This window comes from Psychrobacter sp. Cmf 22.2, from assembly GCF_001921745.1.
Taxonomy (GTDB): domain Bacteria; phylum Pseudomonadota; class Gammaproteobacteria; order Pseudomonadales; family Moraxellaceae; genus Psychrobacter.
The window spans coordinates 973,106-998,030 of the sequence record NZ_MRYA01000001.1 but is presented as its reverse complement, the minus strand read 5'-3'; the positions used below and the strand labels follow the sequence as shown (position 1 = coordinate 998,030).

The following is a 24,925-nucleotide window of genomic DNA, read 5'->3' as shown; positions in this document are numbered from 1 at the left end:
TGCTTTATTTTTAAGTCGTGTTTTTAGCAAGTTTTTATTTAGCCATTATATTGTAGTTTTTTGAGCCTTTATTCATATCAACTCATTTTCGTTATTATTGACAATTTCTACGCTTTTTATGTGATCAATCTGTCGATTAGATCAGCGCACCGAACAAGCGATAGTCTGTTATGTTACGAAAATGCCCGACGCAAGCAAGTGAGTATTTATGAGCGATAAGTCAGTTTCCAATTCCACGTCTCAACTGGCCACCTTAATCCAAATGGGCAAAGAGCAAGGGTATCTTACCTATGCTGAGGTGAACGACCAGCTGCCTGACTCTATTACAGAAAGCGACCAGATCGAAGACATTGTCCAAATGCTCACTGACGTCGGCATCAAAATCTTTGAGGCCGCGCCTGACGCTGATGATATCTTGATGAACGATGATTCAAGCGACGACGATATGGCAGCTGATGAAGCAGCGGCTGTATTGGCTTCCGTCGAAACTGAGCCTGGTCGCACCACTGACCCTGTACGTATGTATATGCGCGAGATGGGTACAGTTGATTTGCTCACTCGTGAAGGCGAGATTGCTATTGCCAAGCGTATCGAAGAAGGTATTCGTGATGTGCAGCATGCAATGGCTTACTGGCCGGGTACCGTACAATTTGTTCTTGATGAATACCAAAAAGTCCAAGACGGTGAAAAGAAACTCTCTGATGTTATCACTGGTTTTTTAGATCCTGAGACGGATGAAGACATAGCAGCAGCTAAAGAAGAAAAAGAGAAAGAAAAAATCCTAGTTATGAAGACTAAAGCCAATGCAAAAGCTGAGGCTGAAAAAGATGATGATGACGATGAAGATAGCGATGATATAGATGTCGATGACAGCGATGATGCTGAAGAAGAAACTGGCGGTATCGATCCAGAAGAAGTACGCTTGCGTTTAGAAGAAATTGAGCATTTATTTATCAAAGCCAAACAAGCACTGCTTGATTATGGTCGTGGTAGCGCACAAGCTGATGAAGCGTATGAACAGCTTGCCAGCCGCTTTATGATGCTAAAGCTTAACAACCGTCTGTCAGATCAAGTCATGGCTATCATGCATGATGTGTATGATGACGTACGTAAGCAAGAGCGTCAGATTATGCGTTTGGTGATTCGCCGTGGTCGTATGCCGCGTTCTGAATTCCGTAAGACTTTTCCAAGTAACGAAACCAACGTTGATTGGCTCACTGAACGTCTAAAAGGTAAGCCTGCTTTTGCTGAGAGCTTAGAAAAAGTCATTGATGATGTTATTTTATTACAACGTAGAATCCGTGATTATGAGCAAAAGCTCGACATGGAAATCAATGACATGAAAGATGTGGCACGCGGTATGGCGATTGGTGAAGCCAAAGCACGCCGAGCCAAAAAAGAGATGGTCGAGGCCAACTTACGCCTAGTCATTTCTATCGCGAAGAAGTACACCAACCGCGGTCTACAGTTCTTGGATTTGATTCAAGAAGGTAATATCGGTCTGATGAAAGCGGTAGATAAGTTTGAGTACCGCCGTGGTTATAAGTTTTCAACGTATGCTACGTGGTGGATCCGTCAGGCAATTACCCGCTCTATCGCTGACCAAGCACGTACCATCCGTATCCCTGTGCATATGATTGAGACCATTAACAAAATAAACCGTGTCTCACGTCAGCTACTACAAGAGATGGGCCGCGAGCCGACACCCGAGGAATTAGGCGAACGCTTAGAGATGGACGAAGTCAAAGTCCGTAAAGTACTAAAGATTGCCAAAGAGCCTATCTCTATGGAGACGCCAATCGGTGATGATGAAGACTCGCACCTAGGTGACTTTATCGAAGATGGTACTATCTCAAGCCCAGTCGACGATGCGACGGCCGCTGGCCTGCAAGAAGCCACTCGTGATGTACTTGGTAACTTAACTGAGCGTGAAGCACGTGTGCTAAAAATGCGTTTCGGTATCGATATGCCAACAGACCATACTCTAGAAGAAGTCGGCAAGCAGTTCGATGTCACGCGTGAGCGTATCCGTCAAATTGAGGCAAAAGCATTACGTAAATTACGTCACCCTTCGCGCTCTGAGCACTTGCGTTCTTTCTTAGAAAATGACTAGTTTATCTAAGCATTGCTAAACGTATAAAAACGTTCTTGGAATTAAATCAAAAAGCTGAGCGTGTCTCAGCTTTTTTTTGCTTTATCATCTTAATTTAAAATGTCTCATACAACTCCCTACCACTTAATCGTTATGTTTGGTCCTCGATTAAAATAGATACATAACAATATAAACAATAAAATTAGCGCAAAATAATAACCAAGCTACCATATTTATCGCCATTCTTATTTTTATATTGATAATGATTCTTATTTGTAATATCATTCGCATCTAATATTTCTAATATCTTTCCTGTTATTTATTCTACTTTGCATATATTTTGCACTTATTGAGGTTCTATGCGTTTATCCCATTTAGCTCAGACACTAGCTGTTATGACTACTGTACTGGCTTTAACCGCTTGTGGCGATGATAAAAAAGTAACAACTCCTATTATCGATGGGACACCGCCATTACTGACAACTGATAGCAGTTTTTCTGATGGCTATAGTGCCGTTGCTGCCGTATCTGTCTCAGGACAAGTACAAGATAACAACGGTATCAAGTCATTTACTTATCAACTCAATGAAGAACCAGTACATACGCTAAAGGTCGATGCTGAAGGCTATTTTAGTGAGACTGTCTTTTTAATGTTAGGTCGCAATAAAATCACTTTAGAGGCTACAGATAACGCTAATAACACGATGCGCTCTACCAAAACCATCTATTTAGGCGACACCATAGCGGCAGGTGGCTCACATACTGCTGCCCTTCGTGATGGACAGTTGTACAGTTGGGGTCGAAACAATTATGGTCAAACCGGTCTTGGGCTGACAACGAAAATAACAGACCTCATGGGACATCCAGATACGCCAATGCTCATAAACAATGCGCCACAAAACCTAGTATCTGTTAGTTTTAACCAAAACCATTCGCTCTCTATTGACCAAAACGGACAAGTTTACAGCTGGGGCGAAGACAAATATGGGCAATTGGGACGCGGCACAACAGGTCGTAATAGCTGTAGTAAAGTTGAAGACTGTCGCCTTGATATCGGTGCTGTTCAAGGTATCGAAGATGCAGTCATGGTAGCCGCCGGTTACAAGCACAACTTGGTACTCACTAAAGACGGCAACGTTTGGGCATTTGGTGCTAACGGTGAAGGTCAACTTGGTAATGGCCCTGCTGCTAGTACAAATGGCAGTAGCATACCGGTCAAAGTAGACTTCTCAGCAGCAACCGACATTGGGCATATTGTACAAGTAGTTGCCAGTGCCAATAGTTCCTACGCCTTAGATGATAAAGGTCAAGTTTGGGGTTGGGGTAGCGACGCTTATGCCAATCTTGGGAAAGGCAAAGCATGTACCAATGCCAATGAGTGCGTCAATATCAATGCAACCCCTGTCTTTATAAATATCATCGAAAACGCTCAGAGTGATGTTACCCAAATCGCTGATGCGAGTATTGCTAAAGAGGTAGAAAAAGTAACTCAGCTTGCCGCTGGCCGTGACCATGTGTTGGCTTTGACCAATAGAGAGTCGGTCTATGGTTGGGGGCTCAATGCCACAAGCCAAATAGGCTATAACGGTGAAATATTCAGCGATACCGAAAAAGCTTGGGACGATATCATTGCAACACCTACCAAACTACCATGGTTCGCGGATAAAGATGTACGCCGTATTTATGCTAATGGCAATGCCAGCTACGCATTACTAGATAACGGACAAGTATATCCTTGGGGTATGTTTGGCGAAACAAATGGCGCAGGTAAAACCATTTATAACGATCTAGATGAGCCAACTGACAAACTGCCCAATCTACAAAATATCGACAATATGGCAATGGGCGCTATGCATCTTATTGCTCATGAAAAGTTGCTCAACCAAGATAACAGTTCATCTCTTCAACATGGTTCTTTATTTACTTGGGGCTGGAGCTTTGAGGGCTCATTAGGCAACAAAGACACCACGCATGTTTGGATGTATAACACCCCTATCCCTGTTAGCTTGCCAAGCCAACTATAAGCAGCAACGGCTTATTTGCTTCAATCTTGCCGACTAAAACTTATAAAGAGCTACAAAAACATAATCGTTAAGTAAAAAAAGGGCTGCATATTTTATGTCGCCCTTTTTAATTAACGATCAAGCTTACTCATTTTTATTCATTATTTGATTGTACTGATTTATAACCACTTTAGGTAATCCCATGTCTTGTCGCCTCCATCGACCAACCATTTTCCACATATCAGCATTACCTGCTATGCGTAATGCCCTGCTCTGCTTGGGTATGACTCTAATACTGAGCGCTTGCGGTGGCTCAGACGATAACGCATCTAGCACACCCAACTTACCTAGCAATCCTTCCTCACCAAACACACCTGATGAGACAAAAGCCGATACCGATTGGCGACCAGCAGGCGGCAGCGCAACGATCACAGCCGATATCTCGCAACCGTTTTTACAAATCATGCCCAATCTTCCAAGCAGTGCCTTAGGTGGTGTTTCGCCAGGACGTGAGTTATTTATCACCCAATGGACGCCCGCCAACCAAGGTCGCGTACTGTTTGACGGTGTTGGGCCACTGTTTAATGCCAATGCCTGCACTCAGTGCCACAGCGCAGAGGGACGCAAACCTATCTATGCCAACGACGGTGAGCTAAGCAACGCCATTTTATTTAGACTAGGCGATGCACAAGGAGTGGCTCATGCTTATTATGGTGAGCAAATGCAGCATCAAAGTATCGACGCCAGTATCGCTACCGAAGGCAAAATGCGCTATATCGCTACTGTCGAAGACGACAAAAAGTCTAGAAGTATAAGATTCGAATTTACCCCAACGGATTCTAACCAACCTTTAGGAGATACCGCTATTAGCGGACGTATCTCGCCGCAACTGGTCGGTATGGGTTTGCTTGATCTCATCCCTGAGGCTGATATTATCGCCGCCTCTGACGCTAAAGATGGAATCAGTGGCCGTGTGCACTGGGTCAATGAAGGCCCTGATCAACGAATCGGCCGCTTTGGTTGGAAAGCGATCAACTCAAGTCTGCGTACCCAAAACGCCAATGCCATGTCGCAAGACATGGGCTTAACTACTTCGATATTTATGGATCCTAACTGTACGGTTAATCAGCCAATTTGTTGGACAGCAGAAAATGGCGGTACGCCAGAGGTCTCAGACAGTAGCTTGGATGCTGTGACTGATTTTATGACAGCGCTTGCAGTTCCTGAGCGTCGAACGGGCAATTTATCAACTTTTAATAAAGGTGCCAATCTTTTTACCCAAGTCGGCTGTGCTGGCTGTCATACGCCCAAGCAAAGAACCGGCAATAGTGACCGTTTTCCATTGTTATCACAACAAACTATCTACCCTTATACCGATTTACTGCTTCATGATATGGGCGCTGGGCTTGATGATGGCGTGAAAGAAAAGAATGCTGAAAGCTTCGAATGGCGTACACCACCGTTATGGGGTATTGGAATCGTAGCACAAGACCCAGAAGCGCGCTTTTTGCATGATGGTCGCGCCAGTAGTCTGACTGAGGCAATATTGTGGCATGGCGGTGAAGCAGAAGGCGCAAAAATACGTTTTAAGCAGTTGCCTGTTGAACAAAAAAAAATGCTGCTTTCATTCTTAAACGGCATCTAAGATCTTGAGTATCTACCTTTCGAGCACCTGTCTATGGTAGATATCCATTTTTAGGGGCGATATCGGGCGGTAGATCGGTTTCTCCTATTGCCTCTAGCAAATTGATTTCGATCGTGCGTGACAAAGCTGTTAGAGGCAGCTGATTGGCTGCAAAACCAAAAGGCTCTTCTAACTCTTCACTAAGCGCATCTAAACCAAAAAAGGTATAAGCAATCCCAGCACAGATTAAAGGGGTCACCCAGCCCAGTGAGGAAACCAAGCCAAAAGGCAACATAAAACAATACAGATAAGTCGTACGGTGTACCAATAGCATATAAGCAAATGGTAAAGGCGTATTATGAATACGCTCACAAGCGGCTAAGACGATAGTCATAGAAGTAAGACGTTCGTCCATGTTTTGTATCATCTGCTCCGATGATAAGCGCTGACGCCGACTATCACCAAGCCGCTTACCCAGCAATCGCATTAAATAATCAGGTAGGTTTCGCGACTGGCGCATGCTGGCATGATGTATAGGCGCCACAAAACGCTCGACATCTTGCCAAGGCGCCGTACCACGAAGCCGATGGCGCACAGCATGGGTAAAAGCAATCGTAAGATAAATCATATAGCGCTGGGTGTCCCGCCCATGCTCGTCTTTTTCATCTATAAACGAGAGCACTTGACGGCTAAAGCTGCGAGCTTCATAAACCAGCTGTCCCCACAGTCCTCGCGCCTCCCACCAGCGCTGATAACTTGCATTATTACGAAAGCCAAGAAACAACGATAAAGCGATCCCAAACACCGTAAAAGGCGCCATAGTGTAAGATGGAAAAGAGCGCGGAAACTCATGCTGAATAACCGTTATAAGTGTACTTAGCAGAGTAACCAACAAAATCTGCGGATAGATCTTTGGAATGATTGAGCCGCGAAGAGTAAAAAATATCTTGAGAGCATTGGGTGTTTGCCGGACAATCATGTCAGCTTCCTAGCGAAGTTGTCTGTAAATACTGTAATAATAAAACTACGCTGCGTCTTACGTAACAATTCTTAAGTACCAACTCTCAAGTACTAAGACGCAGTTAATGTACTGCATCATAATATAGGTAATGCTTGATGAAAAGATTTTAAATTGCTAATACCGACTATCATTTTATAATGTCTTGTCACAGGCAACACAGTACTTGAATAATATCCAAATGCCACTATAAATAGTGAATACAGCGACCGCACATAATAAACGTACTCATTTAAGAATGACATCTACCAAAGAACTGAGCGAGTCTCAGGTTTTTTTATGTGGTTAAAACAATGTGCAAGCCAATATTTCAACAAAAAATAAGGACTCCATCATGAGTGATGACCCAAAAGATAACGGCCAAAACGCGACTTCTCACCGAGCTGTCAATGTTACGGACTTAACTCCCAATGACGGTGTGTTAAAAGGCAAAAAAACTGACATTCAAACCCCAGAGCTATGGGACTTTCCGATGAACTACCCGATGAGTATCATCGGTCATGAAGGCGAGCATGAAAGCTTGCTCAATGAAGTCAAGCTTATCCTTGGTAGTCAGTTCCCTGATTTTGATTTGGCCTCAATAGATGTCAAACCTTCAAAAACAGGTCGCTTCCATTCAGCACGCGTCAATCTGTATCTGACTGAGGCTGAGCAAGTCAATCGATTATATGCGGCACTCGATAGCGCTAAAACGGTGCGCATGGTTGTATAAAACGTATACGTTAACGCCAACCGAAATTTCAAACCAAATTTAGCGTTTTAATACCGTAATCGTCACTTATATGGGTGGCGATTTTTTTTGGTCTACTGTACAATCGGCACCGCGATGACTGACTCGATTCTATCTATAAATAATCAAGGAATTGTCGACTAATAAAAATAAAGTAATAACCACTTTTTTACAAAAAATTTTATTATTTGAGACAATCGCGTCTAACCCTTATCCCATCGTCCTTTGCCAAATTTTGGACATGCTACTACCTTGTAGCAACATAGTTTTCTTCTAAAATCAATATAGCATTTTCAAAATTTTCCCGCTATATTGTGCCTACTTACTAATACAAACGCTATATCTAGTGCTCAGTGATTTTATTCATCACTATGTGCTACGGCAAACTGTTGTCCAAAAAACTTCAGCCATCGTAACACCTTGTTATAGCAGAACAAAAAACTTTGCGAGATTTAATCGACGTAAAGTAAATATCAGCAAACCATAATAGAGGGTAACATGACACATATCGATAAGATTCAAGTGACCAAACGCGACGGACGTTTAGAGCCTATTGATTTAGATAAAATTCATAAGGTTATCGCATGGGCAGCTCATGATTTGGATAATGTGTCAGTCTCACAAGTTGAGCTCAAGTCGCACATTCAGTTTTACGAGGGTATCAAAACTCGTGATATCCATGAGACCATCATCAAATCAGCCGCTGACCTTATCTCTGAAGACACCCCCGACTATCAATATTTGGCCGCGCGTTTGGCAATCTTTCATTTACGTAAGATTGCTTATAACAAATTTACACCGCCGCACCTATTTGATCATGTGACTACCCTTACCAACGCTGGCAAATACGATGAGCATATCCTAGCCGATTATAGCCGTAGCGAGTTTGATGAGTTAGAAGAATACCTTGACCACTGGCGCGATATGAACCTTGCCTACGCAGCCGTTGAGCAAATGGCGGGTAAGTACCTTGTGCAAGATCGCGTCACCAAGACGGTTTATGAGAGTCCGCAGTTTTTATATATGCTGGTTGGTATGTGTCTGTTTGCCAACTATGACAAAGCTGAGCGCATAAGCTATGTCAAACGCTTCTATGATGCGACCTCACAGTTCAAAATCTCACTACCGACGCCTATCATGTCGGGTGTGCGTACCCCATCACGTCAGTTTAGCTCGTGCGTCTTGATCGAATGCGGTGATAGCCTAGACTCAATCAATGCCACCACTAGCGCCATCGTGCGTTATGTCTCACAGCGTGCTGGTATCGGCATCAACGCGGGTCGCATCCGTGCCCTTGGTAGTCCTATCCGTGGCGGTGAAGCGCAGCATACTGGCTGTATTCCTTTTTATAAGCTTTTCCAAACAGCAGTGAAATGCTGCTCACAAGGTGGCGTGCGCGGCGGTGCGGCGACATTGTTCTACCCATTATGGCACCTAGAAGTTGAGTCGCTCTTGGTACTGAAAAACAACCGCGGCGTTGAAGACAACCGCGTTCGTCATATGGACTACGGCGTTCAGATTAATAAAACGCTTTATACCCGTCTGATTAAAGGACAAGACATCTCGCTATTCTCTCCAGGTGACACGCCTGGCTTATATGATGCTTTCTTTGAAGATCAAGACAAGTTTGAAGCGCTATATACCAAATACGAGCAGGATGACTCTATTCGTAAGCGTCAAGTGCCAGCCGCTGACTTATTTAGCCTTATGATGCAGGAGCGCGCCAGCACTGGACGTATTTATATTCAAAATATCGACCACTGCAACACCCATAGCCCATTTGATGCGAGCATCGCTCCGATTCGCCAGTCAAATCTCTGTATGGAAATCGCGCTACCGACCAAGCCACTTGATAATATCAACGACGAAGAAGGCGAAATCGCCCTTTGTACGCTATCAGCGGTCAACTTGGGTAAAGTTGAGAATGTCAGCGATATCGAAGAGCCCGCAGAACTCATCGTCCGCGCGCTCGATGCCTTACTTGATTATCAAGACTATCCTGTCAAAGCCGCTGAAAACGGCAGTATGCGCCGCCGTACCCTAGGCGTCGGTGTCATCAACTATGCGTATTACCTTGCCAAGAATGGCGTACGCTATTCAGACGGTAGTGCGCTTGGTCTGACCCATCAAACCTTTGAAGCGCTGCAGTATTATCTCTTAAAAGCATCAAACAAGTTGGCAAAAGAGCAAGGCGCGTGCCCTGCTTTTAATGAGACGACTTACTCGCAAGGTATCTTACCAATTGATACCTATAAAAAAGACTTGGATAACATCTGCCAAGAGCCGCTACATCTCGATTGGGAAACGCTACGCGGTGAGATTACCACTCACGGTCTGCGCAACTCTACCCTAACCGCCTTGATGCCGTCTGAAACCTCAAGTCAGATTGCTAACGCGACCAATGGTATCGAGCCACCACGTGGTCTGGTCTCTATCAAAGCGTCAAAAGATGGCATCCTAAAGCAAGTCGTGCCTGAGATTGATAAGCTAAAAGATCAGTACGAGCTACTATGGCAAATGCCAAACAATGACGGTTACCTAAAGCTGGTCGCTATCATGCAAAAGTTTGTCGATCAAAGTATCTCTGCCAATACCAACTACGATCCGGTTCGTTATGCTGGTGGCCGTGTACCGATGAAAATATTGCTAAAAGACTTGTTAAACGCGTATAAGCTGGGTGTGAAGACGTTGTACTACCATAACACTCGTGATGGTGCGAACGATGCGCAAGCGGATATGGAAGATGATTGTGCTGGTGGGGCTTGTAAGATTTAAGATTTTTAGTTAAATGGTGTTTTTTTCTATCTGAAGTTAGTCGTAGGGTGTATCAAAAAATCAAATGTCTTATCCGTTTTGAACAATTAAAATGGCTGATTAATTATGATTCGACAAGATAGTATATGAAGAAAATTTTATATACTATCTTTAAAAATATAAAGGCAAAAACCTATGAAAGAAACATTTTTTTTAAATCTACCTAGAAAAAATAATGAAACTGAAGCAATTGAATGTCTTCAAAGCTTAGTTCTAATCGGTGCAAACGGTTCAGGTAAAACAAGACTTGGTACATGGATTGAGATGGATTCTCCACAGAAAGAAAAAGTGCATCGTATATCTGCGCAAAAATCACTAACAATGCCAAACAATGTTATGCCCAAATCGATTCAACTAGCTGAAAATGAACTACTACATGGACACAAAAATACTGATATATCAAATCGTATTCATTACAAAAAAGGTTATCGTTGGGGAAATTTTCCAGCTACGTTCCTTCTTGATGATTTCGATAAACTCATGGTTTATTTGTTTTCAGAGTTTACAGATGAGAGTGCAAAATATCTAAACGAATCTAAGCGTACTTCAAATAAAGTAATGGCTCCTATAACTAAACTAGATTTAGTTAAACAAGTTTGGGAAAAGGTGTTACCCCATAGACAATTAATTTTGAATGGATTGAATGTTCAAACCTGTACAGCAGGTAATGAAGAAAGTGCTTATTCTGCTTCAGAGATGAGCGATGGTGAAAGAGTTGTTTTTTATCTTATAGGTCAATGTTTGGCAGCACCTGAGGATGGAGTAATAATAATTGATGAGCCAGAAATACATCTTCATAAATCTATCCAAGCTCCTCTATGGATCGAAATACAAAAACTAAGACCAGACTGTCTTTTTGTTTATATGACCCATGATGTTGACTTTGCAGTATCCTTACCTAATTCTCAAAAAATATGGCTTAAATCTTATGATGGAAGTAACTGGGATTGGGAATTAGTTCAAGAGGTAGATGGATTACCTGAAAATTTATTAGTAGAGATACTCGGTAGTAGAAAACCTATTGTACTTGTTGAAGGTGTTAAAGGTAGTTTTGACGCGAAACTGTACCAAGCGATACTTGATAATTTTTTAGTTATTCCAAGTGGTTCATGTACAGAAGTTATTTCAACTGTCAAGGCATTAAAATCAAGCGGGCAGCTTCATCACCTTGATGTATACGGAATTATAGATAGGGATAGAAGAGTCGAGAATGAGATAGAATCTTTAAAAGATAATAGTATTTATACTTTAGAGGTTGCAGAGGTCGAGAATCTTTTTTGTGTCCCAGAAATGATTAAAATAGTAAGTGCCAGACTTGGAAGAAATCCTGATGAGGATTCAGATGCAGTTGCAAGCTTTGTTATTAACAGATTGCAGTCAGAACTTGAAAAACAAGTATCCTTACATGTAGCAAGTGAGATTAAGTTTCAATTAAATTGTTTCAATGATAAAGCGACTGGTGAAGACAATCTCAAGATGGCTTTGTCATCACTTACTGATAACATTGAAGTAGATAGAATTTATAGTGAAAAAGAAGCGTTATTTACTGAGGCTATAGAGTCTAATAACTATCTACAACTACTGAAAGTCTACAATAGAAAATCACTGGCTCATCAAGTAAGTGCTGTACTCGGACTAAAGGAAGGAGAGTTGGCAAAAACAGTGTTGAGATTCGCAAATAGTGAATCTATAGAAGAAATAAAACAGGCCTTGAAACCTTATTTTGGGGATTTTGCGGAAAAAATTACATAACATCTCGCATAGTTTTGTAGGGTGCGCCCCGCGCACTAATAATATAAAAATCGTGTTTGATGGTACTTAAAAAGCACCCTACAAATTACGCCCAAACAAAAGAATCGTTAAGGACAAAGAAAGACGCCCTAACAAGGCTTTTTAGCCCCTGAGCGAAGAAATAACGAAGCACTGCTTCGTCTGAGCGCAAGAGAATTTGCATTTTCGCAAATTCTGTAGCAACTATCCTGCTAAAGACGATGGCTCTCAGAAAATCATAGATTTTCTCTTGCGTCGGGGCAAAGCAGTGCTTTGCTTTTTCCCTCCTCAAGTCTGTGACTGAACGTAGTATCGAGACAACAGGAATGCGGTCAGACACGATAGACTGCACGCCAGCGGCAAAGCAGATACAAGCGGTAGGCGGGATTGGCTACTAAAATATTTAATTTAATACATTAATAAATAAGACCGAATTTTCGTGCTAAAATTAGCCCTATATTTAGAGCGTAATTTTAATGGAGAATGAGTCATGCAACCGATATTTGCGACACAAACAGCCAGTATCTCAGAGCTAAAAAACAATCCTTCTGCCTTGATCAAACAATCAGATGGTGAGTCGATTGCTATTTTAAACCACAACAAACCCGTGGCTTACTTGGTCTCATCAGACGTCTTTGAGCGCATGATGGAAGCGATGGACGATATGGCACTTAGCCAAACCGTAAACGCACGGATGAATGATGGGCAAACACCTATCAAGGTCACGTTAGATGACTTATAGTCTTGAGTTTCACCCGCTAGCGTTGAAAGAATGGAAAAAGATAGCGCCAAGCATCCAGCAGCAATTTAAAAAAAAGCTGCAGCAGCGACTATCCAACCCTCATGTGCCTGCATCAAAACTCTCTGGACATCCAGATACCTATAAAATCAAATTGCGTGCTGTAGGCTATCGTTTGGTCTATAGCGTCAAAGATGATGTAGTGGTCGTTTATGTACTAGCCGTCGGCAAAAGAGAAAACAATAAGGTGTATGAAAGCCTTACATCGCGACAACCCTAATTAGAACACAGACAAAATAAAAATGACGGAGGTCATAGACGTGCAATATACCGCAATCATCAAAGACGGTGGGCTTTTTATCCCAAACGTGTTTTCTGACCTAAACGATGGTAGCTCGCATATCGTACAAGTAGACGTCGACATCGCCGAGGTACGACAGCAGCTAAGCGAGCACGCCGGCACAATCGAGACCAAAACGCCCAAAAAACCCACCAAAAGAGCCAATAAAAAGGCTGAGCAAAAACCGCCAGAAGACACCGATGACGACGGCATAAGCACCCGACGCAAAAGCGCAATCGACGAGCTAGACGCCCTAGATGATGCAGAGCTAAGCGAGATATTCAAAGCCTATATGAATGACGGACAAACCCTAGAACAAATATCGCTAGAAAACTTATAAAACAATCAACTCCATATAAACCAACAACCGTATTACTGATAAAGGTAGAACAATGACGTACTCGATTTTTTCTCAAACGCCAAACAATGCCCTAAAAGAGCCAATGTTCTTTGGTCAGCCGGTCAATATCGCCCGCTACGACCAACAAAAACACCCTATCTTTGAGCAATTGATCGAAAAGCAGCTGTCGTTTTTTTGGCGTCCAGAAGAAGTCGATGTATCAAAAGACCGTATCGACTTTGGTAACTTGTCCTCGCATGAGCAGCATATTTTTATTAGCAATCTCAAGTATCAGACCCTACTCGACTCTATTCAAGGCCGTAGCCCAAACGTGGTGCTATTGCCACTGGTATCGATTCCTGAGCTTGAGACTTGGATTGAGACATGGTCATTCTCTGAGACCATCCACTCGCGCAGCTACACCCATATCATTCGTAATATCGTCAATGATCCAGGTATCGTCTTTGATGACATCATGCAAAATGAGCATATCTTAGGGCGTGCGTCCGACATTGCCAAATACTATGATAACTTGTATCGCAATTCGCAGTTATACAGTCTATACGGACCGGGTACGCATAGCGTCAATGGCGAACAAATCACTGTCGATTTAAAATCTCTTAAAAAACAGATGTATCTGTGCATCATGGCAGTCAACGTCTTAGAAGCCATTCGCTTTTATGTGTCGTTTGCCTGCTCGTTTGCCTTTGCTGAGCGCAAATTGATGGAAGGTAATGCCAAAATTATCAAGCTTATCGCTCGTGATGAGGCACTACATCTAACTGGCACGCAGCACATGCTCAACTTAATGCGCAACGGCAAAGACGATCCTGAGATGGTCGAGATTGCAAGCGAGTGCTATGATGAAAGTGTAGAGATATTCCGTAAGGCGGCCGAGCAAGAAAAAGAATGGGCCAGCTATCTGTTTAAAGATGGCTCGATGATCGGTCTTAATAAAGACATCCTTTGCCAATATATTGAATACATTACGAACTTGCGTATGGAAGCGGTCGGCTTGCCATCAGCGTTCCCAAATTCGAAATCAAATCCGATTCCATGGATCAATACGTGGTTGTCGTCTGATAACGTACAAGTTGCCCCGCAAGAGACAGAGATCAGCTCGTACTTGGTCGGGCAGATTGATTCGGATCTATCAGACAGCGACTTTGATGACTTTGAACTTTAAGACATCTTTGAGATTTAAAATGACTTAAAGCTTAAAGATAGTTCTGCGTCTTAAGGATAAAATACGCTCTGAATAGATGGATATAGTGTTAATAAAGTACTACTGGGATAGACTATGACTTGGGTAATGACCAGTAAAAAACAGTTTTATTTGCATGACGATGAAAGTCTGCTTGATGGGCTACTGCGTACAGGGCACGAGGTCAATTATCAGTGCCGTGAGGGTTATTGTGGTAGCTGCCGAGTCAAGCGCATAGCCAGCTCACACGTAGTTGACTATCCGTTTACACCGCTTGCTATGATCGAAGAAGATGAAATCCTGCCTTGCTGTTGCCGTGTGCAAGGCGTCATTTATATCAATCATGAGCCTATCGTGAAGTAATCACTCATTTATTAAAATAAAAGCACTCAACAAAAAGCGCGCTACCTTAGATAAGATAGCGCGCTTTTATATTAATAGCTATGTCTGTCTTGCTTATTGCGGCGCAGTGTCTTGCTCAAACAGTTTTAGCAGCTCTTCACGCATACGGTTGCGCTCTTCTTCTGACATCATAGGCGCATCTGGATCATCATAGTAATGCTCTTCACCTTGAGCCCCTGTACCGCCTTGACCGCTTAATCTGTCATCGTGCAAGATTCTAGGTGTCTGAACTTCTACGACTTCTTGAACAGGACGCTCTTCGAGCATAATCTTAACTTGCTTATTTTGGCCATTGCGCAGTACTTGAGCGTTTAGCTCAGTCGTTGGTGCCTTACGCGCTACATACTGGATTAAAGTATTGGCATCCGTCATCTCGACACCATCGATGGTCAAAATAATATCACCGGTTCTTAGCCCACTTTTGGCAGCAGGACCTTGAGCGACGACATTTAAGACTTCTACCCCTGTCGAGGTCTCAAGGCGAGTTGGGTCACGTAGTTGTGATTGGATCTCGATACCTAGCCAGCCGCGACTGACTTTACCATCTTTAATAAGCGCATTCATGACCTGCTCAACGATAGCGGTTGGAATAGCAAAGCCAATCCCCATCGAGCCACCAGAGCGCGAAAAGATCACTGTGTTAATACCGACCAGCTCACCACGAGCATCGACAAGCGCCCCGCCTGAGTTACCCGGATTGATAGCAGCATCCGTCTGGATAAAGTCTTCAAACTTATTGACCCCAAGACCCGTACGACCAGTTGCCGAAATAATCCCTTGGGTGACCGTTTGACCGACACCAAATGGATTACCAATTGCCAATGCTAAGTCGCCAACGCGACTAGGCTCTTCACGAAAGCCAAGCGGCGTAAGTCCTGTCATATCAACTTTGATCACGGCCAAATCACTATCGGGATCCGTACCGATAACTTTGGCTCGACTTTTACGCCCGTCATTAAAAGCCACTGTAATCTCATCCGCTTTTTCGATGACGTGAGCATTGGTAACGATATAACCATCCTCTGACACGATGACACCAGAGCCTAGATTGGTCGGCCCCTGCCCTTGACCTTGTGGCCCGCCATGGAATTCAAAAAAACGGCGCAAGACAGGATCATCCATATATGGATGTTCAGCCATGGTTTGAGTGGTATAGATATTGACCACCGACTGCGAGGCGCGAGCGACCGCATTATGATACGAGTCAATAGGCTCAGGTTTATCAGATGCAGGTGCTATGGCTTCTTGCTCAGCCGCTGTCGTTCTTGGTGGCTCCCATGTCGTCTCTGATGGCGTCTTCATACTCATGAACAACCAAACAAACCCTGCAATTATTATCAGCAATAAAACCCAAGGCAACCACTTCCATAGCGTTGCCTTGTTGTTGGTGTTTGGAGATGACGACATATATAAACCTCTATAAATTTAATCAAACAGACGTTATTGAATACAATGGGATGACGACTATTTTTTGCTTGCTATTTATGTTTGCTATTAAGTACCACACAACCCGTCAAAACCTATTCATCGAGTAGGCTCACGTATGTAGATTATAACTGTCCATACATCAAAATAGTAACGTATCGTGTACCATTTCAGTTATGGGGTTTATCTACTCATTTGCAACATCATGCTAAAATATTTACCACAAGATTTATATACTTTGATTATCTGATTACCTAAAACAATGACTTAAATTATAAGGACACCCAATGCCAGCCAAAGACCCATTAAACGAATCGTCAAAAGTAACGATTACTGCCCAAGCGTTAGCGCAGTTTTGCGATGACTATTTATCTGCAAACGCCTTTAAAGACTATGCCCCAAATGGATTGCAAGTAGATGGCGGGCAGCCTATCAGACGTATTGTGACAGGCGTTACTGCTTGTGAAGCTTTAATCGATGCTGCTATCGAGGCAAAAGCCGATGCGATCATGGTACATCATGGCTACTTTTGGAAAGGTGAACCTGAGCCTATTACTGGTATGAAGGGTCGGCGCATTCGCAAATTGATGCAACACGGTATCTCGATGATTGGCTATCACCTACCGCTTGATGCGCACCCTATCATCGGTAATAATGCCAAGCTCGCTGAGATGCTAGGACTGACGATCACGGAAGCCCTCTACCCTCATGAATCCCACCCTGTTGGCAATATCGCTATTTGTACGCCGCAAAGTGTCGAAACCCTGATTCAAACGATTACTCAAGCACTAGGGCGCGTGCCTCTACATATTTCAAGCGACTTTCGCTTCACAAACGAAGGTGAGTCAAACAACGCAAAACTGATCGAACGTATAGGCTTATGTACAGGCGGTGCGCAAGATATGATTGAGCAGGCCGCTATGATGAAATGCGATGCATATCTGTCTGGTGAGATATCTGAACGCACCACACATAGCGCGCGCGAGCTTGGGGTTGACTACTTTGCTTGTGGACATCATGCGACAGAACGCGGCGGTATTCAGGCGCTTGGAGAGGTGGTGGCTCAGCACTTTGGGCTACCAGTGACATTTATCGATATCGATAACCCTGCTTAACCCTACACCGTAGAACTTTCTCAAAAAATATTAATGTAATACCGTCTGACTGTCGACAAAGTAGACTTTATTCGTTTATATGAATATAATAGCTGTTTTTGACCGTCTATTGCCGAATTGTTAAGTTTTATCACTCTTTAATTAACTTTACTTGAATAATGGCCTTATAAGCCATATAAAGTCAACATTACAAGAGAATGTTTTGTCATGAAACTTCCCATTTACTATGGCCTCCGGTTATAACGCCAAGCTAATAAGAGATGACTTATGTATTCATTGTACATTAAGATCGATGCTTTTTTAGTGTGACGTTGCAATGAATTTATAATCTGGTTGTATGAGATGAGACACCAATTGCACTATAAATAATTGGTGTCTCAGAGTCCATACAATTCATTATTAACATTGCTGGACAGCATAATATTGCCAATAAAATCAAATATTTATAACCTATATTGTTATTTGATTTTACAGCAAGTTATTATTTAATTTTTGTCTCAATAACTTATTCATGACCTTACCTATAGTCAATATAATGTTTTAAGCGTATTCTTGGCCATTATTGATGAAGGTGACGTAACTGTCATTGTTCTTTGTCTTTATTTGTGTAGCTTTACTTAGGTGATGTTATTTTTAACATACTTAGGACTGTAGCACAGGGTTTATTATGCTGTTTTATAAACTCACTATTATATTGATTGGAGTGTTGTAATGCTCATAATATTAAGATCTGTATTATTAGCGATCTGAACGCATGAGCTGTACGACATCTAAGCTAGCTTCACAATGTCTACTTATTATTTATGTAAACATTGTGAAGCTAGCTTTGCGGTAAGCAGGATGGCTAACATTAGGAGACATCCATGCAGCGTATTACTTATCGTGTAAAAGTATCTGCGCAAGGTGCTAAACGCCGTATTTCTTATTTACTGCGTCCATCCAAGCGCTCACTTAGCACCAAAAGTAACATCGTTTCATCCGTTACCCCTACCAAGTTGACCCGTTTTGCCAAAACGAAAAAGATGGCACAAGTATCTAGTATTGCTCTTCTCTCCTTACCTGCTGAAAGTCTCACCATGATGGACTCGGCAGTACCAACTTATGCGAAAGTGATGCTTGAGGAGACTCTCACGATCGCAGCTGTCCCAGGAGACAGCACTTATTTTGCGACCGACGGCTTTCAACACGGCTTTGGTTTTGACCTAGTACGTGGTTATGCTGATGAGCTTGGCGTTGAGATTGACTTAAAAGCTTATGCTAGTGAAGAGGCAGCATTAAGAGCGCTAAAATCAGGTGACGCTGATATGGCATTGACGACGGCGAGTACGCAGCTAAAAAGTCAGCTGGATTTGTCCTCTATTAATGTCAGTTGCGGTTATGATACTAGCCTAACAAAAAATGGTTTACATCCTAAAGTTAGCTGGACGTTTAACCAAGCGGATGATCCATTGTCCCAAAAAGCCAGTTACTTCTTATGTGATAGTATCAAGCTTGAAAACACACAAAAGCTTGCTGCATTTTATAATCAAAACTTACTAAAAGATGCTTACAGTCAAGACCATTTTAAAAAAACATTGACAGAAAAGCTGCCTGATTACCAGTCTTCTTTTGAAGAACAAGCCCGCAACTATAATCATGATTGGGAATTGCTAGTGGCGATGGGCTATCAAGAGTCGCATTTAGATGCCAACGCTGTATCACCGACAGGTGTACGCGGTTTGATGATGCTAACTAACAACACTGCAAAAGCAATGGGCGTCTCAGATCGTGTCGATCCTTACCAAAGCATTGGCGGCGGTGCTCGTTATTTAGAGCAGATGAAAGCTGACTTTGCTGATGTGCCAAAGACTGACCGAATCTGGTTTGCACTTGCAGCTTACAACATGGGCCCCAATGCGGTCAAACGTATACAGCGCAAATTAAGTGATGCAGGTATCGATGATAAAAGCTGGGCGAACGTCTATACGTATTTGTCAGAAAACAGAGCTTCCAATAGTCGTTATGGACAGGCGATGCATTATGTAAGTAATATCAGAAGCTATCTTGAAACGATTAAAACTCGTATGGTTTAAGCAAATAAGCTTATAGAAAAACACAAAAAAGCTGCTCCTAAATAAGAGCAGCTTTTTTATTATTGCATTATATTAATCGTAAGCAATGACAGGTTAGCGATTAGGTACTGTCAGGCGTTGACCACGTTGTAGCATAGTATCTGCCGCGATATTGTTCATATCAGCAAGCTCTTGGGTTGAGACCCCATACTTACGAGCCAGTCCGATAAGACTATCACCAGAGCCAACCGTATATCGCACCGTAGCCTTAGGGACTTTGATGGTTTGGCCGCGCTGTAGCTGAGCATTGGTCGCCATATTATTAGTCGCTGCCAAATCCTCTACTGCAATACCAAAACGACGTGATAAAGCAATCAAACCATCGCCTGACTGTACTCTATAATTTTCAGTGTTGCCAAGCACTTTGCCACTACTGCTGGTTGCCGTACTTTGGCTACTAGAGCTGGTATTATTACTAGCAGCGCGGGCACTGCCACTGGCTGGAATAGTGATAGTACGACCACGTATTAAGTTTGAAGTCGTACTCAGACCATTGGCTGCTGCTAAGTCACTGATACCAATATTATAGCGACGGGCCACCCCTGTTAAGCTATCACCGGATTGTACTTTATAGCTTATGGGTTGATTGTTTAATTGGCGATTTACTTCTGCTTTTGATACAGGCACCTTAATTGTCTGCCCGCGTTGCAAGCGAGCTTTAGCATTAAAATTGCTATTCACTGCCGCGACCTCTTCTGCACTGACACCAATACTATTAGCAATACCAATTAGTGTCTCTCCTGACTTTACTGTATAGCGACTGGTAGAGACTGAGCTATTAGCACTGCTCGTATTTGTACTACTAGAATTGTTATTGGCAGAAAGATCGACACTATCAGGTACTTTGAGCGTTTGACCTACGTATAAAGAGTCTGTTGCCCGAATACCATTGAGACTGGCCAGCGTATTGGCTGCCATACCAAACTGACGCGCTAACGCAATGAGACCATCACCAGGTTTTACTCTGTAGTTTTTAGTCGCAGTGCTAGATTTACGAGCTTTAGTAGAGGGTGCAGCAGGCGTTGTGGCTGGAGCGGTAACTTTGCCTGGTATTAACCACAGTTTTTGACCTTTTAATAAATCAGAACGGCTACTCAAATTATTGTAAGTTGCTAGCTGTGTCACTGATAAGCCAAAGCGGTTTGCCGTACCGATAAGGGTGTCACCCGATTGTACAATGTAACTGTCTGGCTGGTCTTTGGTCTGTGTATTTGCACTACTCAATGGCTCAATGGGCTTGGCATCGTACAGATATAAAGTGCTACCAGATAGTAGCTTTGCCTTGGCATCGATCTGATTCCATTCAGTGATATCGCGCCAGCTTACGCCTGCACGACTGGCAATATTTGATAAGGTGTCACCGCGTTTTACGGTATAAGTCGTACGTTTACCTTGAGGTTTTGGCTTACTGACTGGCGTTTTTGCAAAGCTAAGTTTTTTATCTTCCCCACTGGCCTCCAAAATAGACTGCTGCGTCTGCACTGCTGACAGATTGATGTTGCCATCAGCATTGATAACGTCGGTTTCAGGCGTTTTGGCTCGAATCTGATTGGCGATGAAGTCGCGCTCTTCTTTACTAAGCGGAGGCTCTTGGACGATGGTATTGTTTTGGGTAATCTGTGCAGAAGTCGTCGGTAAGCTATTACTGCTTTGTAGCTCAGCATTAATCTTACTGATCTCTTTACTTGTAATAGGCGGTTCGGTGCGAGCTGTTGAACTACTATTATATCCAGAGCCACGAGACGATGTCGGGGAGATATAACTGGTTGTTTGCTGCGGCACGCTTGCACTAGCCGCGTAATCTGCCAAGCCGCTACCAGTAGAAGGTAATGACGAGCTAGTATACGGCTGACTGTTATAACTTGGCGCAGTAGTACTGCTTGAGCTGCTCGTATTGCTTGATGCAATGACATTACTTGTGCCATTACCTCTTAGCGATATAAGTTTGGCGTCAAGATTGGTACTAATATCATTGGGGATAATGATACGCTGTGGGCCTGAAGCATCAACACGTCCTGAGGTAAGAGCCGTGTTTAGTCTCTCTAGTTCATCATAGCTGACACCAGTCACTTGTGACACTTCAGCCAAACTGACACCATAGTTCACCGGCACACTACGAAAATGCTGACGGTTGGCAATAGCTGGTAGATACACGCCATACTGCTCAGGTTTAGCGACGATTTCGGCCACCGCCAAAAAGCGTGGTACATAGTTCATCGTTTCAGTAGGCAGTCTAAGTGACCAATAGTCAGTGGGCAGACCACGAGCGGCATTGGCATCGATGGCTTTTTGTACACGGCCAGGGCCTGCGTTATAGGCTGCTAATGCCAGCTCCCAACTACCGAATTGATTGTATAATGCTGTCAAAAAGTCATAGGCTGCACGTGTCGATTCAATCACATCACGGCGACCATCATAGGTACTACTTTGATTCAAACCATAAATCCGGCCAGTACTTGGAATAAACTGCCACAAACCTGCTGCCGCTGCACTACTGGTGCCACTCGGATCATAGGAGCTTTCAATTACTGGTAATAGAGCAAGCTCAGTTGGAATATTGCGACGCTCAGCTTCGCGTACTGTATGGTAAATATAACGACTGGCACGCGCAGTCAATCGGTTTAAATAATCTTGCCTGCTAGTAAACCAACTCTTTTGCCCTTCGATACGCTGGTTGTAAATAGGCTGACCACCGTTCATACGATAACCAGCTCTTAGACGATTCCACAGATCACCGTATTGCTGAATAGCCAGTTTGTTGTCTTCAACCATGGTCATATCAGTCGCTTCTAACAAGTCTGCCAACTCATCTAGGCTTTCTGCATCCAAAAATGCAGTTGAGTAGTCATCACTCGTACTTGGGCGAGCAGCTCCAGACTGTTTGGCTGGACGTTTATTCACGACAGACGAGCTATTGGTAGCACCGGTATTTTTTACCGCTGACGTATTGCTACATGCGCTGATAAGCAAGGTTGACACCGCAAGTGTCAATGGCAAGGCTATAAATGATTGGGTTTTTGATGACACAGTAGACATGATGATAGAAGATTCCTAGCGACGAGAAGTAATGAGGACAATCGACAGTATAATATACAATACAAGAGACAGACCATACTTCTATAGAAGATGATCTGCAAAATTTAAATTAATCAATCGTTACTTGAGAGACTGCACGTAACAGCACAGCGTTACCAGTCGATAAAGTAAGCGTGACTCTTGATGTAGTCACAAATGAGACTTTTTTGCCATCTTTTACCCAGCTTTCAACGGTTTTCACGTTGGCCTTTGCTTGTGAGCCAGTCGTAACGATATTATTGATACTAATATCATAGTGATAATTTGAAGTTTGGTTCCAGCTGTCTTGTAATAGTTTTAAATACGCATCTTTATCAAGGCTGGTTGACTTGCCCTTTCTAGATAAGGAGATCAGTGCATCATCAGATACCAAACGCGCAACTTGATTGATGTTATTGTTATTGGCGGCTGATTTCATCGCAGTAGCATAGTTTTGTACCAAGTCTTCACTCATGGTGGCAGCTTGAGCAGTAACAGCAGCAGTACCAACCACCGCTGCTAACGTAGCGACGCTCGCACTTTTTATGAAGAGAGCCAATAGCCCTTTATTCCATAGTTGTTTCATTGCAATCCTTAAGGTAGTTTCTAATTATCCAATTATGTTGAGTGATTTATACTTTATTGATGGTATTTTTAGCCTATCACTAAATACTCACACCTATGTAACGCCATGTGTAATTATTGCATGCGTACCTACCTAGTATCCTACTGCTTGACCCTAATTTTCTTATCTATCCGCACCTTTATAGACCACTAATAATTTTTCATACATTCGTTAGGATCTGGTATTGTCATCTGTAATCTCTTCATCGTCATTAAGCTTCATACCTAAGCGCTCCACACGCCTATCCATCATTTGACGTGCCAATGCCTGCATGTCTTCAACCCGATCTATTTCATCAACGATCTCAAGGCCTAATAGAGTCTCAAAGACATCTTCTAAAGTCACCAGACCTTTAACTTCGCCATACTCACCCACAGTAATAGCAATATGAATACGGTTTTTTAGCATTAATTCTAATAAATCAAACAGCTTCATCTTTGAGAATACAAACGTAATTTCTCGTTCAAATTGGGTCAAAGGCTTATGCATTGCATGATTAACTTTCGCCAATAACATGTCCGTCTTTAGGACAAAACCTGTGATGTTATCCAGATCTCCATCATAAATAGGCAACCGCGAAAACGTCAGTTTTGGGCGATCGACCAATACTTCAGCGACTGTTTTATTCTGTTCAAACGCAAGCATCACTGAGCGCGGAGTCATAATATCTTCAACTTTGATGGCGCCAAAAGCGAGCAAGTTACGAATAATCCGCGACTCCAATGGATCAATCTGTCCTGACTCCTCACCTATACTAGCAAGAGCAGCAAACTCACGTCGACTAAAGACATGGGTCTCTTTACTGCGCACCAGTAATTTTGTCAAACGCTCTGAAAACCAAATCAGAGGATAAAGGATAAGAATAATACCGCGTACAAAGTAAGCCACTATGCCACTTAGCTGACGCCAGTAGACAGTTCCTAATGTTTTTGGAATGATCTCAGATAAAAATAAAATCGCTAAAGTCATAATCGCAGAAAACAGACCAAACCATGCGCTACCAAAGACAATCGTTGCTTGTGCACCAGCGCCAATAGAACCTAGCGTATGAGCGACCGTATTCAATGTCAAAATAGCTGCTAAGGATTGATCAATGTTGTCAATCTTTAAGCGTCTCAACATGTTTGCTTTGTTAGGATTGCTTTCTTCGACATCAGCGATATATGAGGGAGTCATACTGAGTAATGCCGACTCTGCTAAAGAGCAAATAAACGATACGCCAATAGCAATAGCAACAAAGAGTATTAGTAGAGCGATACTGGTAGCTGTTGGAGCCGCTGACGCTGGAGTTTCAGCAGCTTGTGATAAAGCCGCCTGTGCTGAATGAGGTAAAACAGTGATTAATGCAGCCATCAGTGCTGATAGACCAAATACTACCTTTGTGCTAGGACAATAATAATGCGTCGTCGGTGGAGGTTCGGCAGGCGCTTCTTTCTGATAAGCGCGTGGACGACATAGACGAGGTGTAGACGAAAAAATGGTGAACAAGTTAGGTAACCTAAACAAAGAAAAAGAATAA

At 42.9% G+C, this 24,925-nt stretch carries 18 protein-coding genes; 13 read left to right on the top strand and 5 right to left on the bottom strand.

The window, feature by feature from the left end; genetic code table 11:
* Positions 1–208 precede the first annotated feature (208 nt).
* From rpoD to BTV98_RS04070, 3 genes are all read left to right on the top strand, one after another.
* Positions 209–2,113 carry an RNA polymerase sigma factor RpoD gene (gene rpoD, locus BTV98_RS04080; protein ID WP_058368619.1) on the top strand — a complete coding sequence of 635 codons (1,905 nt, stop codon included), beginning with the start codon at positions 209–211 and terminating at the stop codon, positions 2,111–2,113.
* Between the two features lie 338 nt (positions 2,114–2,451).
* Complete coding sequence (locus tag BTV98_RS04075) at positions 2,452–4,116, top strand: chromosome condensation regulator RCC1 (protein ID WP_075102951.1); 1,665 nt, start codon at positions 2,452–2,454, stop codon at positions 4,114–4,116.
* Positions 4,117–4,297: 181 nt separating this feature from the next.
* Positions 4,298–5,740, top strand: a complete 1,443-nt coding sequence (locus BTV98_RS04070) for a di-heme oxidoredictase family protein (RefSeq protein ID WP_083606086.1) — start codon at positions 4,298–4,300, stop codon at positions 5,738–5,740.
* Between the two features lie 31 nt (positions 5,741–5,771).
* Here BTV98_RS04070 and BTV98_RS04065 read toward each other — a convergent pair whose 3' ends face one another.
* Positions 5,772–6,698, bottom strand: a complete 927-nt coding sequence (locus BTV98_RS04065; RefSeq protein ID WP_058368716.1) for a bestrophin family protein — start codon at positions 6,696–6,698, stop codon at positions 5,772–5,774.
* Between the two features lie 373 nt (positions 6,699–7,071).
* Here BTV98_RS04065 and BTV98_RS04060 point away from each other — a divergent pair, with 373 nt between their 5' ends.
* The 8 genes from BTV98_RS04060 (at position 7,072) to yfaE (ending at position 15,037) form a co-directional block, all read left to right on the top strand.
* On the top strand, positions 7,072–7,449 hold the full coding sequence (locus tag BTV98_RS04060) for a YbeD family protein (RefSeq protein WP_083606084.1): 378 nt from the start codon (positions 7,072–7,074) through the stop codon (positions 7,447–7,449).
* A gap of 516 nt (positions 7,450–7,965) precedes the next feature.
* Positions 7,966–10,242 carry a class 1a ribonucleoside-diphosphate reductase subunit alpha gene (gene nrdA / locus BTV98_RS04055; RefSeq protein WP_075102950.1) on the top strand — a complete coding sequence of 759 codons (2,277 nt, stop codon included), beginning with the start codon at positions 7,966–7,968 and terminating at the stop codon, positions 10,240–10,242.
* A 174-nt stretch (positions 10,243–10,416) separates the two neighbouring features.
* The gene (locus BTV98_RS04050; protein ID WP_075102949.1) at positions 10,417–12,033 is read left to right on the top strand and encodes a DUF4435 domain-containing protein; all 1,617 of its coding nucleotides are present in this window, start codon (positions 10,417–10,419) and stop codon (positions 12,031–12,033) included.
* Positions 12,034–12,541: 508 nt separating this feature from the next.
* Positions 12,542–12,793, top strand: a complete 252-nt coding sequence (locus BTV98_RS04045; RefSeq protein WP_075102948.1) for a type II toxin-antitoxin system Phd/YefM family antitoxin — start codon at positions 12,542–12,544, stop codon at positions 12,791–12,793.
* Positions 12,783–13,070, top strand: a complete 288-nt coding sequence (locus BTV98_RS04040; RefSeq protein WP_075102947.1) for a type II toxin-antitoxin system RelE/ParE family toxin — start codon at positions 12,783–12,785, stop codon at positions 13,068–13,070. Before BTV98_RS04045 ends, BTV98_RS04040 begins: the two co-directional genes overlap by 11 nt.
* A 40-nt stretch (positions 13,071–13,110) precedes the next feature.
* A complete protein-coding gene (locus tag BTV98_RS04035; RefSeq protein ID WP_075102946.1) occupies positions 13,111–13,470 on the top strand; it encodes a hypothetical protein in 360 nt (119 codons plus the stop codon).
* A 52-nt stretch (positions 13,471–13,522) separates the two neighbouring features.
* Entirely contained in the window at positions 13,523–14,656 is a 1,134-nt protein-coding gene (gene nrdB, locus BTV98_RS04030; protein WP_075102945.1) for a class Ia ribonucleoside-diphosphate reductase subunit beta, read from the top strand.
* 114 nt (positions 14,657–14,770) lie between these two features.
* Positions 14,771–15,037 (top strand): class I ribonucleotide reductase maintenance protein YfaE, encoded by a 267-nt coding sequence (yfaE, locus tag BTV98_RS04025; RefSeq protein WP_075102944.1) that lies wholly within the window; start codon positions 14,771–14,773, stop codon positions 15,035–15,037.
* 93 nt (positions 15,038–15,130) lie between these two features.
* On the opposite strand, the gene BTV98_RS04020 is transcribed toward yfaE, so the two are convergent.
* Entirely contained in the window at positions 15,131–16,483 is a 1,353-nt protein-coding gene (locus tag BTV98_RS04020) for a S1C family serine protease (RefSeq protein WP_075102943.1), read from the bottom strand.
* A gap of 305 nt (positions 16,484–16,788) precedes the next feature.
* Here BTV98_RS04020 and BTV98_RS04015 point away from each other — a divergent pair, with 305 nt between their 5' ends.
* A complete protein-coding gene (locus tag BTV98_RS04015; RefSeq protein ID WP_058368612.1) occupies positions 16,789–17,616 on the top strand; it encodes a Nif3-like dinuclear metal center hexameric protein in 828 nt (275 codons plus the stop codon).
* Between the two features lie 863 nt (positions 17,617–18,479).
* The gene (locus tag BTV98_RS04010; RefSeq protein ID WP_075102942.1) at positions 18,480–19,688 is read left to right on the top strand and encodes a transglycosylase SLT domain-containing protein; all 1,209 of its coding nucleotides are present in this window, start codon (positions 18,480–18,482) and stop codon (positions 19,686–19,688) included.
* Between the two features lie 93 nt (positions 19,689–19,781).
* Here the strand turns inward: BTV98_RS04010 and BTV98_RS04005 are convergent, their stop codons facing one another.
* From BTV98_RS04005 to BTV98_RS03995, 3 genes are all read right to left on the bottom strand, one after another.
* Positions 19,782–22,763: a LysM peptidoglycan-binding domain-containing protein gene (locus BTV98_RS04005; RefSeq protein WP_058368610.1), complete on the bottom strand. Its 2,982-nt coding sequence runs from the start codon at positions 22,761–22,763 to the stop codon at positions 19,782–19,784.
* Positions 22,764–22,872: 109 nt separating this feature from the next.
* The gene (locus BTV98_RS04000) at positions 22,873–23,367 is read right to left on the bottom strand and encodes a hypothetical protein (RefSeq protein WP_058368609.1); all 495 of its coding nucleotides are present in this window, start codon (positions 23,365–23,367) and stop codon (positions 22,873–22,875) included.
* Between the two features lie 210 nt (positions 23,368–23,577).
* Complete coding sequence (locus tag BTV98_RS03995; protein WP_256713827.1) at positions 23,578–24,894, bottom strand: hemolysin family protein; 1,317 nt, start codon at positions 24,892–24,894, stop codon at positions 23,578–23,580.
* Positions 24,895–24,925: the final 31 nt, after the last annotated feature.

Excerpts from the sequence above, each read along its gene's own strand:
- BTV98_RS04015 (WP_058368612.1), top strand. The coding sequence starts at position 16,789 with ATGCCAGCCAAAGACCCATTAAACGAATCGTCAAAAGTAACGATTACT.
- BTV98_RS04045 (WP_075102948.1), top strand. The coding sequence starts at position 12,542 with ATGCAACCGATATTTGCGACACAAACAGCCAGTATCTCAGAGCTAAAA.
- yfaE (WP_075102944.1), top strand. The coding sequence starts at position 14,771 with ATGACTTGGGTAATGACCAGTAAAAAACAGTTTTATTTGCATGACGAT.
- BTV98_RS04050 (WP_075102949.1), top strand. The coding sequence starts at position 10,417 with ATGAAAGAAACATTTTTTTTAAATCTACCTAGAAAAAATAATGAAACT.
- BTV98_RS04040 (WP_075102947.1), top strand. The coding sequence starts at position 12,783 with ATGACTTATAGTCTTGAGTTTCACCCGCTAGCGTTGAAAGAATGGAAA.
- BTV98_RS04075 (WP_075102951.1), top strand. The coding sequence starts at position 2,452 with ATGCGTTTATCCCATTTAGCTCAGACACTAGCTGTTATGACTACTGTA.
- BTV98_RS04020 (WP_075102943.1), bottom strand. The coding sequence starts at position 16,483 with ATGTCGTCATCTCCAAACACCAACAACAAGGCAACGCTATGGAAGTGG.
- BTV98_RS04005 (WP_058368610.1), bottom strand. The coding sequence starts at position 22,763 with ATGTCTACTGTGTCATCAAAAACCCAATCATTTATAGCCTTGCCATTG.
- BTV98_RS04010 (WP_075102942.1), top strand. The coding sequence starts at position 18,480 with ATGCAGCGTATTACTTATCGTGTAAAAGTATCTGCGCAAGGTGCTAAA.
- BTV98_RS04000 (WP_058368609.1), bottom strand. The coding sequence starts at position 23,367 with ATGAAACAACTATGGAATAAAGGGCTATTGGCTCTCTTCATAAAAAGT.
- rpoD (WP_058368619.1), top strand. The coding sequence starts at position 209 with ATGAGCGATAAGTCAGTTTCCAATTCCACGTCTCAACTGGCCACCTTA.
- nrdB (WP_075102945.1), top strand. The coding sequence starts at position 13,523 with ATGACGTACTCGATTTTTTCTCAAACGCCAAACAATGCCCTAAAAGAG.
- nrdA (WP_075102950.1), top strand. The coding sequence starts at position 7,966 with ATGACACATATCGATAAGATTCAAGTGACCAAACGCGACGGACGTTTA.
- BTV98_RS04065 (WP_058368716.1), bottom strand. The coding sequence starts at position 6,698 with ATGATTGTCCGGCAAACACCCAATGCTCTCAAGATATTTTTTACTCTT.
- BTV98_RS04060 (WP_083606084.1), top strand. The coding sequence starts at position 7,072 with ATGAGTGATGACCCAAAAGATAACGGCCAAAACGCGACTTCTCACCGA.
- BTV98_RS04070 (WP_083606086.1), top strand. The coding sequence starts at position 4,298 with ATGTCTTGTCGCCTCCATCGACCAACCATTTTCCACATATCAGCATTA.